Source organism: Pseudoalteromonas sp. PS5 (genome assembly GCF_004103255.1).
GTDB classification, from domain to species: Bacteria; Pseudomonadota; Gammaproteobacteria; order Enterobacterales; family Alteromonadaceae; genus Pseudoalteromonas; species Pseudoalteromonas peptidolytica.
In genome coordinates, this window is record NZ_RCSQ01000120.1 from 1 (window position 1) to 12256 (window position 12256).

The 12256-nt window shown below is 42.0% G+C and carries 9 protein-coding genes, 2 tRNA genes and 1 pseudogene; 3 read left to right on the top strand and 9 right to left on the bottom strand.

All coding sequences use genetic code 11. The features are described from left to right. Positions 1-108 precede the first annotated feature (108 nt). From D9603_RS15025 to xerD, 8 genes are all read right to left on the bottom strand, one after another. Positions 109-185, bottom strand: a tRNA-Arg gene (locus tag D9603_RS15025). Positions 186-207: 22 nt separating this feature from the next. After that, positions 208-300 (bottom strand) — tRNA-Ser (locus D9603_RS15030). 119 nt (positions 301-419) lie between these two features. Continuing rightward, a complete protein-coding gene (locus D9603_RS15035; RefSeq protein ID WP_128731924.1) occupies positions 420-605 on the bottom strand; it encodes a hypothetical protein in 186 nt (61 codons plus the stop codon). 529 nt (positions 606-1134) lie between these two features. Continuing rightward, positions 1135-2685, bottom strand: coding sequence for a lysine--tRNA ligase (lysS, locus tag D9603_RS15040; protein ID WP_128731925.1), 1551 nt, complete (start codon positions 2683-2685; stop codon positions 1135-1137). A 27-nt stretch (positions 2686-2712) separates the two neighbouring features. Further along, a protein-coding gene (gene prfB / locus D9603_RS15045) for a peptide chain release factor 2 (RefSeq protein ID WP_128731926.1) occupies positions 2713-3811 on the bottom strand; the annotation gives its coding sequence in 2 pieces (ribosomal slippage) (positions 2713-3735 and positions 3737-3811; 1098 coding nt in all). Between the two features lie 177 nt (positions 3812-3988). Then, positions 3989-5713 carry a single-stranded-DNA-specific exonuclease RecJ gene (gene recJ / locus D9603_RS15050; protein WP_128731927.1) on the bottom strand — a complete coding sequence of 575 codons (1725 nt, stop codon included), beginning with the start codon at positions 5711-5713 and terminating at the stop codon, positions 3989-3991. A gap of 99 nt (positions 5714-5812) precedes the next feature. Then, entirely contained in the window at positions 5813-6544 is a 732-nt protein-coding gene (gene dsbC, locus D9603_RS15055) for a bifunctional protein-disulfide isomerase/oxidoreductase DsbC (RefSeq protein ID WP_128731928.1), read from the bottom strand. Positions 6545-6641: 97 nt separating this feature from the next. After that, a complete protein-coding gene (xerD, locus tag D9603_RS15060) occupies positions 6642-7535 on the bottom strand; it encodes a site-specific tyrosine recombinase XerD (RefSeq protein ID WP_125250971.1) in 894 nt (297 codons plus the stop codon). A gap of 110 nt (positions 7536-7645) precedes the next feature. Here xerD and fldB point away from each other — a divergent pair, with 110 nt between their 5' ends. Beyond that, positions 7646-8170 carry a flavodoxin FldB gene (gene fldB / locus D9603_RS15065; protein WP_128731929.1) on the top strand — a complete coding sequence of 175 codons (525 nt, stop codon included), beginning with the start codon at positions 7646-7648 and terminating at the stop codon, positions 8168-8170. 47 nt (positions 8171-8217) lie between these two features. Here fldB and D9603_RS15070 read toward each other — a convergent pair whose 3' ends face one another. Continuing rightward, a complete protein-coding gene (locus D9603_RS15070; protein WP_128731930.1) occupies positions 8218-8919 on the bottom strand; it encodes a methyltransferase in 702 nt (233 codons plus the stop codon). Between the two features lie 67 nt (positions 8920-8986). Between D9603_RS15070 and srmB the strand changes: the two are divergent. Beyond that, positions 8987-10214: pseudogene (gene srmB, locus D9603_RS15075) on the top strand (ATP-dependent RNA helicase SrmB). A 706-nt stretch (positions 10215-10920) separates the two neighbouring features. After that, entirely contained in the window at positions 10921-12129 is a 1209-nt protein-coding gene (locus D9603_RS15080) for a DUF5677 domain-containing protein (RefSeq protein ID WP_128731932.1), read from the top strand. Positions 12130-12256: the final 127 nt, after the last annotated feature.

Sequence of the window (12256 nt, forward strand, 5' to 3'; positions counted from 1 at the left end):
TTATTTTTTACCACTTAAAGAAAAGTGGCGGATGCAGGACGTATTTTATGAAGATGAACCTCCGACTTCCTGTTTCCTACCTTTATTTTTTACCACCTAAAGAGAAAGTGGCGGACGCAGGAGGATTCGAACCTCCGACCGCCTGGTTCGTAGCCAGGTACTCTATCCAGCTGAGCTATGCGTCCGTACAAGATAACCATTATAAAATGGCGGAGGGGGAGGGATTCGAACCCTCGATAGGGCTACAAACCCTATACTCCCTTAGCAGGGGAGCGCCTTCAGCCACTCGGCCACCTCTCCGTCTTGTGGGGCGTATAATATAGGTTAGAAAAAATATGTCAAATACTTTTCTTGTAAAAAAGCACTGAATGGTGATAGATTGTGCAGTCTGCCTAGTTACTCAGCACTAACGCCAAATTTTACTCATTTTGTAGAGAGTTAGAGTCATTCAACTTGGTTTCACCTGAACGTTTTTGGCTGAATGTTTCATCTAGAAGTGCTTCTTGATAACCTAGCTGTTGAAACTCAGCAATACAGGCTCGATAATACATTATTCTCGCTTGCTCGTGTTCGTCGTCAGCATCTATATGTTCGTGGCGGTTCATTTTATTTCCCTTCGTCCGAAACCAAGCGTACCTAATAACCATCCAATTTTTACGGTTAACTTCTATCTTAATTTTTTGGCAGTTGCTTACTAAACAAAGCTGACAGCTCAATTAAGTGTCTTGGTATTGTCATTGTGAAATATTCTCAAGCTTGAAGAAGACTAGTTAATAAAGCTAAATAATCAAGTATCAAATAAGGAACTGCATTACAGGATGAGTGAACGCTCACATGGCTCTACAATACCAGTTCGACTTAATCAGTGAGCTATTTTGAGGCAAGAAGATCTAGTCGATAACCACTACTAAAGAACAAGTTATTATCCCAAGTTTAGGTTATTTAGTTGTTCTCATTAAGAAACTTTTAACGACGTTAGCGTCAGATTTACGTCTTCAAATTGAGCAAGTTTCAAGGCCAACAAGTATAGAGCGCATGATGCTTTGAATACGCAATACGCTTTTTCTCACACAAATAACAGAAAAGCGCCATAAGGCGCTTTTCTTAATGTAGCTTCAAATGACTTGAAAGTACTTATTGCTCAGCTTGTACTTCTGGACGCATATGTGGGAACAAAATAACGTCTTTGATAGTCGGTGAGTCTGTGAACAACATCACTAGGCGATCGATACCAATCCCCTCACCTGCTGTTGGCGGTAAACCATGCTCTAGCGCACGGATATAATCCGCATCATAGTGCATTGCTTCATCGTCACCTGCATCTTTTTCTTCCACTTGACGAGCAAAGCGCGCAGCTTGATCTTCAGCATCATTAAGCTCAGAGAAACCATTCGCCAGCTCACGACCACCAACAAAGAACTCAAAACGGTCAGTGATAAATGGATTTTCGTCATTACGACGCGCAAGTGGAGACACTTCCCACGGGTATTCAGTGATGAACGTCGGTTGGATAAGTCTATGTTCAGCAACTTCCTCGAAGATTTCACATAAGAACTTACCTGGACCCCATACACATTTTTCAGGGATCTTAACGTGTACTTTCTTCGCGTAAGCTTTCAGTGCTTCAAAGTGGTTTTCTGGATCTTTGAAGATTTCAGCTTGTGCTTCAGCATCAGGACCATATTGTAGAATAGCATCAGCCATTGATAAGCGCTGGAATGGGCTGCCAAAGTCATACTCAATCGTCTCAGTTACTTCGCCTTCAGCATTCTTCACGGTATTAATCACCGTCGTGGTGCCTAAAACGTCTTGTGCAACGGTACGTAGCATGTCTTCAGTTAGGTTCATCAAATCATTGTAATCCGCGTATGCTTGATAAAACTCAATCATCGTGAATTCAGGATTGTGACGTGTAGATAAACCTTCGTTACGGAAGTTACGGTTGATTTCGAACACGCGCTCAAAACCACCAACCACTAGGCGCTTAAGGTATAGCTCAGGCGCGATACGTAAGTACATATCGATATCTAGTGCATTGTGATGGGTTACAAATGGACGTGCAGAGGCACCGCCAGGAATAACCTGCAGCATCGGCGTTTCCACTTCCATAAAGTCACGCTCTGCCAAGAAACGGCGAATACCTTCAATCACTTTAGAGCGAATACGGAAAGTTTCACGCGTATCCATGTTAGTAATTAAATCAACATAACGCTGACGATATTTCGCTTCTTGATCTGTCAGACCGTGGAACTTTTCAGGCAGTGGACGTAACGACTTAGTCAGTAGCTCATACTCAACCATGTCTACGTATAAATCGCCTTTACCTGACTTATGAAGCGGACCTTTAACGCCAACGATATCGCCGATATCTAACTGGCCATACTTTTCTTTTAGGTCTTTCTGTACGTCTTTTGAAGCATAAGCCTGAATGCGACCTTTCATGTCTTGTAATACTAAGAAAGGACCACGTTTTGCAAGCAGACGACCCGCAACTGAAACATGATGGTCAAGCTCTACAAGTTCTTCTTTCGATTTATCACCAAACTTAGCTTGTAGATCTTGCGTGTAGTCTTCACGGCGGAATGAGTTCGGGTGGCCATTTGCAGGGCAATTCTCACGGATCGCATCTAGCTTGCCACGACGCTCAGCAATAAGTTTATTTTCGTCTTGATTGTGATCTGTCATTGTTTAGCTCTTAGTTTAGCTTGTGGATTAAAGGCCTGATTTCAGGCTTGCTTCGATAAATTTATCTAAATCACCGTCTAATACGGCTTGGGTATTGCGGTTCTCAATACCAGTACGCAAATCTTTGATACGTGAATCATCAAGCACGTATGAACGGATTTGGCTGCCCCAACCAATGTCAGATTTTGCATCTTCTTGGGCTTGCTTTTCAGCATTTTGCTTTTGCAGTTCAAGTTCAAACAATTTCGCCTTTAACTGCTTCATCGCTTGATCTTTGTTTTTATGCTGCGAGCGGTCATTTTGACACTGTACAACGGTATTCGTTGGTAAGTGTGTAATACGTACCGCCGATTCTGTACGGTTAACGTGCTGACCACCAGCGCCCGATGCACGATATACATCGATACGAAGATCTGCGGGGTTAATATCAATCTCGATATTATCGTCAATTTCTGGGTAAACGAATACAGAGGCAAATGAAGTGTGACGACGACCGCCAGAATCAAAAGGACTCTTACGTACTAAGCGGTGTACACCAGTCTCAGTGCGCAGCCAACCATAGGCATACTCACCACTCACTTTCACGGTCGCACCCTTAATACCGGCAACATCGCCATCTGTCGCTTCAACGATTTCAGCTTTAAAGCCTTTCGCTTCAGCCCAGCGTAAATACATACGAAGCAACATGTTACACCAATCTTGTGCTTCGGTGCCGCCGGAACCTGACTGTAAGTCGATATACGCATCGTTGGCATCTTGATCGCCCGAGAACATCCGACGAAACTCTAGTTTTTCCAGTTGCTCAACAAGGCCGTTAACTTCTTGCTCTGCTTCAGTGAAGGTTTCTTCATCTTCAGCTTCCACAGCAAGCTCAACCAAACCTTCTGCATCATCAGCGCCGGCTACAAGGTTATCGATGGTTTCAACGATGACTTCTAGGTTTGACTTTTCTTTGCCCAGTACTTGGGCTCTTTCCGGCTCATTCCATACAGCAGGATCTTCTAATTCGGCATTAACTTCTTCTAAACGCTCTTGCTTTAGAGCGTAGTCAAAGATACCCCCTAAGAAGCTCTGTACGCTCGCGAATTTCCTTGATTTGGTTAATCACAGGATTCACTTCAAACATTTACCATTACTCCAGAACTAAATTTGTGGGTTTGTGAATTCACAAACAAGCCTGACAATCTGCCAGACTCTAGATTTAAGCGACCAATAGTATCAAATAATAACCGCGCTTAGCATCCCTTAAAGGGAGAATTTTCGTAGTTTTTCTAAAACGCCGCTGACGACGTGCTTACTAACTCTACTGTGCTTGAAGCTCCCGAACAATGAGCTGTAAATTATATTTACCACGAAACTCATTAATATCGAGTTGATAAGCAAACAAAGCATGAGTTGCTTGGTGATTTGGCCAAGCCCGAACATCAACATTAAACGCTATTGCATCAACCAGACGACCAGAGCGGTGCTTAAGCACAAGTTTTAGGTGCTTCTCACCAACAATGCGCTGCTGCACCAACTCAAATATATCCTGAAATACAGGCTCGCTAAATTGTTGTCCCCATGGTCCTGCCTGTTGTAATTCAAAAGCAAAATCCATGGTGAAACAATCACCTGGTAATTCTCCATCGGTCAAGAGAATGCTTTGTTTTGCTTCCTCAGTCAGGGTTGCACTGACTCGTTGCTCAAATATCCTCTTAAAATTGGCAAATTCAGCTTCTTGAATAGTCAGCCCCGCCGCCATCGCATGACCGCCAAACTTTATAATTAAATCCGGATGCTGGGTATTGATTGACTCAAGCAGGTCACGCATATGCAGACCTTCAATGGAGCGACACGACCCTTTGATCTCACCATTGTCGCCTTGTGCAAAAATAATACATGGACGATGATATTTTTCTTTTAGGCGCCCAGCCAGAATACCTATTACCCCTTGATGCCAATCATCTTGATATAAACACAAGGCGTCTGGCACGGCTTGGCTTTTCAATACTAGCCGTTCCAATACCGCTTGCGCTTCTTGCTGCATGCTTTGCTCTATTTCACGACGTTCAATATTCAAACTATCGAGTTCAGACGCAATACGGCGTGCTTGATTAATATCTTTTGACAACAAACAGGCGATCCCTAAACTCATATCATCAAGGCGACCTGCCGCATTCAGCCTTGGAGCCAAAGCAAAACCAAAGTCACTGGCGCTCAACCTTGCAATATTTCGATTCGCAACTTCAATCAAGGCTTGGATCCCAGGCCTTGTTTGACCACTACGGATCCGTGCAAGCCCTTGGTGTACCAGCGTACGATTATTCGCATCCAGCGCCACCACATCAGCAACGGTACCCAACGCGACAATATCAAGTAAAGAAGCTAGGTTAGGTATTGGTTTATTTTGCTCAGTAAAATAATTCTGCAAGCGCAAGTAATGTCGTAGCGCGATTAAGAGATAAAAAGCAACCCCCACTCCGGCGATAGATTTTGATGGAAACTCACAATCAAGGCGATTAGGGTTTACGATTGCATCGGCGTTCGGCAGGACATCACCTTGTAAATGATGATCGGTAACAATAACTTTAATGCCCGCTTGCTTGACAATTTCTACACCACGAATGCAAGAAATACCGTTATCAACTGTTATCACTAAGTCGGGGCTAAGCGATACAATTTGCTCAGCTAAAGCAGGGCTTAATCCATATCCCAAACTAAATCGGTCTGGTACAAGGTAGTCGACATGTAAAAAGCCAAACTGCGCTAAGCCTTCCATCAATACCGCCGTACTGGTAGCACCGTCGGCATCAAAATCCCCTACAATGAGTATTTTTGCTTGCTCTGCAAGTGCTTGCGCTAAGATTTGGCTTGCCAGTTCAATGTCTTTGAACAGCTTAAAGTCGTGTAGCGTTGCCGCACTATTATCTAACTCAAAAGCTGCTTTCACCCCTCTTGCGGCGTAAAGCTGCTTGATCACCGGATGTAACGATGATGGTAAATGACTGTCGTCAACCCGCTCTCTCGGTTTAATTTCTGTATACATAACCTTTCACAAACAAAAAAGGCCATAATGGCCTTTTGTATTTTTTATTTCGCTATTTTACCGAGTTCTTGTCGTGAACTCCATCGCTGCGTAGAAGCCTTAAGACTTAGGGTTTTGTGCGTCTAACATCTGTGAAATTGCAGCAGCTGGTTGATAGCCTGGGATCATAGAACCGTCTTCAAGAATGATGGCAGGCGTGCCCGAAATACCAAAGCTCTGTCCTAGTTGATAATGCTCAGCAACTGGTGCTTGACAGTTTTCAACTACTTTTACTTCGCCTCCAGCCTTGGCATCTGTTAACGCTGCTGCAGCATCTTTGGCACACCAAACATTTCTGAGGTCTTCATAGCCCGAGCCACGTAAGCCACCACGTGGAAAAGCTAAATATTTTACCGTGATCCCTGCTGCTAGGTACTCCTCTAACTCACGGTGGAGTTTACGGCAGTAGCCACAGGTAATGTCGGTAAATATAGTGATCTGATGCTTCTCGTTTTCTGCCTTATAGACAATCATTGAATCTTCATATTCAGCAATGCCTTGCTTGCGCACGCCACTTAACGCATCCTCAGTGATATTTCGACGGTTATCAAGGTCGATCATCGTGCCCTGGATTAAATATTTTCCGTCAGCACTTGAGTACAACACTCCTTTATCAGTGATCACCGTCTTCAAGCCCGCAAGCGGGCTATCTTTAATCTCTTTCACCGCAATTCCTAAACCACTAAATTGTGCAGTAATTGGATCAACACTGGTAGTTACTTGATTTTCCGTTTGCTCGGCAAATGCACCGAAGCTTAATGCCAGTGATGCGGCGATAATTAATTTTTTCATGTTATTCTCTCTAAACCTTTTATGACAGGAGACGCACTCCTTGTTGCTACCCACTATGACCGGAGTAACCTGTAAATAATTCCCAAGTAACAAAAATTTAAGCTCTTGGATGATGCTGCTGGTGTAAAGTTTTGAGGCGTTCACTGGCAACATGCGTGTAAATTTGAGTCGTTGACAAGTCACTGTGGCCAAGCATCATTTGAACAACGCGCAGGTCGGCACCATGGTTTAGTAAATGTGTTGCAAAAGCATGGCGTAACGTATGTGGCGATAACGGCGACTTTACGTCTGCCAAAATAGCATAGTGTTTAATTCGATGCCAAAAAGTTTGTCGCGTCATGCCAATGCCGCGCTTTGATGGAAACACAAAATCGGTCGCATGCTTAATCATCAACCCCCGACCTTTTTTAAGAAATTGTTCCAACCAGTGCAATGCTTCCTCTCCCATCGGTACTAAACGTTCTTTATTACCTTTACCCCGCACAAGTACCACAGCTTGTCGCATATTGACCTGCTCCATCCTTAGCCCCACCAGCTCAGTCACTCGCAGCCCTGTGGCATAAAGGAGTTCGAGCATCGCTTTATCTCGTAGGCCCATAGGGTCTTCACAGTCTGGAGCATTTAACAGTGCCTCTACCTCTGCTTCACTGAGGGTTTTTGGCAATGATGGCGTTGTTTTAGGCTGCGCAATAGTATCTAGTGGCGATTGACTGATTTTTTTTTCACGTACCCAGTATAAATAAAATCGTTTTAATGCGCTGATAGCCCTTGCGCTACTTTTCGCTTTTAGGCCTTTATCAACACGATAAGCAAGATAAGCTTCAATATCTTGAGACGAAACGGCTAATAACGATGTACTCACCTTTTCTTTGGTTATGAACAAAAGAAACTTTTCTAAATCGCTGCGGTAGGCACTAATCGTATTTTCGCTTAGTCCTTGTTCCAAAAAAAGCGCATCGAGGAAGGCTTCAATCAATTGGGTGTCGGACATCTCAAATGGGTATGGTTGGTGTTCGCTCACTGGGCACCTGTATTAATTCACTACGTCATGATGTAAACTTGGCGGCCATAATACCAGTCAAATTGAAAGTGATAAATACAATGCAAATTGGGTTATTTTACGGCTCCACTACCTGCTATACAGAAATGGCCGCAGAAAAGATTCAAGAAATTATCGGCAAAGACACCCTAACCTTATTTAACATTAAGGATGAGCCGTTAAAAAAAGCAGAGCAGTTTGACTTCCTAATTTTTGGTATCTCTACTTGGGATTTTGGCGAATTACAAGAAGATTGGGAATCTCACTGGGACGATATTGAAACCGTTGATTTAAGCGGTAAGGTCATTGCGCTATTTGGCATGGGAGATCAACAAGGATATGGTGAGTGGTTTCAAGATGCCCTCGGCATGCTGCATGATAAAATTGCACCACAGCAAGTGACTTTCTTAGGTTATTGGCCAAACAATGATGAATACGAGTTTGAAGCATCAAAGGCGCTTACTGAAGATAACGCTCATTTTGTTGGACTTGCGCTGGATGAAGATAGCCAATACGACAAAAGTGATGAGCGCATCGCCACTTGGATTGAGCAGATCATGACGGAATATACCGAGTTGGAACAGTAGTGCTCACCGAGTTAACACGGCAAACCGTGTTAACTCTCCCCTCTCGTTTACATTTTTAAGTAAAACGCTTGGCACAAAGCAACGTACTCTTTGCTGTATTGATTATTTTCATCATAAATCACCAGCCTCTGCTCATCTTTAGTATGGTGAGCAAGTTTACTAAATAGCATCAAGCGCCTTGACGGTGCCTTTTTTGGAGTTGTACTGATTGTACAGGCCGAAATGAGAGAGAGATTTCTTTTGTCAGCCAATTGATTAAACAGCAAACTTTCCTGATAAGGCAAAATCACAGCCAACTGACCCTGAGGCGAAGTCAATCTTTCAAACGCAGACAATAAATCGTCAAAGCTTAGGCTGTCTGTGTGCCGCGCTCGGTTTCTGGCAGGGTCTTGGCTTTTCAAGCTGGTGTTAAAGTAAGGCGGATTAGACACCATTAAGTCAAACTGAGTTTCGCATTCAAACGCTTGAATTGCAGTATCGCACAACTTAATGTCTGGCCATGGGCTATGGGTAATATTATATTGCGCATCAACGAGTGCCGCTTGGTCCAATTCAACAGCATAAATACTGCTATTTGGGTTGCGCTGCTTACACATTAACGCAACCAAGCCAGTCCCCGCACCAACATCCACAATTGACCTAGCATTCGATACCGGTGCCCAAGCACCAAGTAAGATCCCATCCGTTGAAACTTTCATAGCAGCATGGCGCTGCGTCACTGAAAATTGTTTAAATGCAAACTGAGACATCCTATACCTTTGAGAAAATGCAATAGCAACGTATAATTCCGCTATTGTCCTTTATTTGTGATGCAATATGCAATTTACTGAATTTGATTTAGACGGCAAGCTGATTAGTGCTATTAAGAAAATGGGGTATGAAACTCCTACCAGCATTCAACAGATGGCTATTCCTGAAGCCCTGATTGGTCGAGACATTCTCGCCAGTGCACCAACCGGTACGGGTAAAACCGCTGCATTCTTGATCCCTGCGATTCAGTATTTGCTAGATTTTCCGCGCAAAGAGCCAGGTTTTGCCCGCGTGCTAATCATGACGCCTACTCGGGAGCTTGCCTACCAAGTACATGAGCAATGTGAGTTACTGGCAGCAGGTGTTCACCTCAAAATTGGTGTGGTAACCGGTGGTATTAACTATGGTACTCACAAAGAAATTTTTGAGAAGAACAACGATATTCTCATCGCAACACCTGGTCGCTTGATGGAATATCTAGAAACCGAAAACTTCCACGCTGAAAATGTTGAGCTGCTTATTTTAGATGAAGCTGATCGTATGCTAGACATGGGCTTTCGCAAAGAAATGCTACGTATTTGCTCGGAAGCCGTTAACCGTCGCCAGTGTTTTTTGTTCTCTGCAACATTGGAAGGCGAGAGCGTCGAGAAATTTGCTGAGCGTATCTTGCAAGACCCAGCACTACTTGAAGCGACCCCTTCTCGTAAAGAAAAAGGCAAGATCCATCAATGGGTTCATTTAGCTGACAGCTATGAGCACAAAGTCAACCTATTAGCGCAGTTGCTCGATGATGAAGAAGTCACTAAAGCCGTTGTGTTTGTTAAAACCCGTGAAAGACTTGAAACACTGGTGGGCGAACTATTTGCCAAAGGCATAAAAACAACTTGGCTACGTGGTGAAATGCCACAAGATAAACGTATGACTGCTATGGCAAGCTTCCACAGTGGCAAAACAAAAATTCTTGTCGCGACGGATGTTGCCGCCCGTGGTATTGATGTTGCAGACATCAGCCACGTATTCAACTTTGATATGCCACGCACTGCGGATATTTATGTACACCGTATCGGGCGTACCGGCCGAGCAGGGAAAAAAGGCACCGCAGTTTCTTTGGTTGAAGCCCATGATGTTGAAATACTCGGCAAAGTTGAGCGTTATACAGACCAAAAACTTAAGCGCCGCGTAATTAAAGGCTTAGAACCTAAACATAAAGAAGCCAAGGCACCGAAAAAGAAAAAAAGATCCCGCTAAAATCAAAGCGAAAAAGAAAGCTGCCAAGGTTAAAAAGAAAAAGTAATAAAAAACCAGCGTCAATACGCTGGTTTTTTTATGCCCAATTTGATCAAGTGCTAATCTGGATAAGCCTTAGCTTTTTGACTTAGCAAAAACTCACATTCTCAGCTCTAGCATTTATTACTGCTGTATTTGCAGCACTTTGTCATGCGCGAGAACCCGGTTTTAGTGTAGAGATACGCTTCGCGCTAAAAGTCGGCCTATCGGAAAACGCTTTTGACCAAAGTGATAGAAGTGTTTACATACTTTTTACTTCACTTCCTCAGCTTGAATGTTAATCTAGATGGGTGTCACTTATTTTCTCTGCATTCCTAAATCGAAAATGCACCAAAACAAGCTAGAAAACTTTGCTCAACGGGGTATCATCGGTTCTAACCGAATATTGCTTAGTCAGTCAGCATAAATTTGACGATATGGTTTAAAAATGTAGAACGAGCTCTCATTGAGTTAGCTCTAAAAGTTGACTGTATTTATATACAGTTTCGCCGTACTTCTCCTATAGTCAAGAAAACGACCCCGAGGGTCGTTTTTATCCTTTTCATAATGATGAAAAATATCTGTATAGCAACAAGTTAGTTATTATGATAAAACTGGTACAATGAGATTAATGACCCATGACTCGGTAGAGAAACGACCCATTGGGTCGATATTAAATTGTTATATTTTTATCGTACTACAGAGTTTATTTATAAAAGGAATTTGATCAAAAAGTGAATGATGACAACTTAGATTTTAAATTAAACCGAAATTGGCCTTCGGTAGAAGTCCCAATAAGTGAAATAAAAGTAGATGAATCTGAATTGGTAGATCGCTTAGTTCCTGAAAAGTATTCTAAATTCATTCAAGGAAAGTTGAAGCTATATTTTTCCAGATTATCAATAGATAAAATTAAACCGGGTTGTTATGTCCCGACAAAAGAGGGATTAGTTTACAAATACAAAAAGCCAGTTCAGGAAAAAATCGAAGTAGTTAAGCAATCAATTAGAAATGGCAGTAGGCCGTTACTTTATCTATATCCAAGTATTCTTAAAGGTGATGATTCATTTTTATGTTCTGATGATTTATGTGCATACAATGCATATATTGAATTAGGTATAACAATACCTCCTGTCGCTATATACGCATCAAAAAGAAATTTGGATGAAGCTTGCTACATTATGAAAGGCTACTCTGATAAATCAGGGTTTGGGCAATATGTAGATGGGTTTGTGTATCATCATCAACGAATCAACTCTACTTTATTAGAAGAAAAGCAGGAAGTTTCACCAAAGGTTCTATTTGAAACTTTAATCAATAGAGTAAAGGAAACTAGCCAAAATCTTAAAAGATTTCATGTTGAAAGTTCTATTGATTTTCATTATCACCATACAGTCTTTTCAATATTAAAAAGGGCTGAAGAGTCCCTTGAATCAATATCAATCCTATTTGAAAAGGAGTTTTACTTAAGTGCAGCCTCAGTAACAAGGACTTTGTACGAAACTGCATTAAACTTTTATATTGATTGGCTGTCTCCTGATATTATTTATAAACATTTACAGCTTGCCAGCATAACTTCGGATAGTGAAAGAAAAGAAGCTTATAAATTGATTGAAAAAACTCAAATTGAAAAAGGAATGAGTAAAGCTAATGTAGCTCGTAAAAAAGATGCTTTAAAAAGGTGTGACTACTTAGCTACAACTGTATACGAAAAAGCTAAAATGTTTCCTATAGCAACTGACATCCACCAAAAGATATATTCAACTCTATCAAAGGTTACACATCATTCGTTTTCTATCAATGAATTAGAATTTAAGGGACTCAATGATAAGAAGTCAGATACGAGTTATAACGATATTATTATCACTATTATATTTATAACGGATATTGCTGTTAGCAAAATCATTGAAGCTTGTAATGGAGATATTGGAAACAAAATATAACAAGCCAATCAAGAACAGACGCAAAACAGTTGGCTTGCGCTCATTCTTCGCGATTATAGCCAACTATTTTACGCCGCTTATTGAGGCGTTAGGTAACACAGAAACCTCAGAGTATGATTGAAACTTT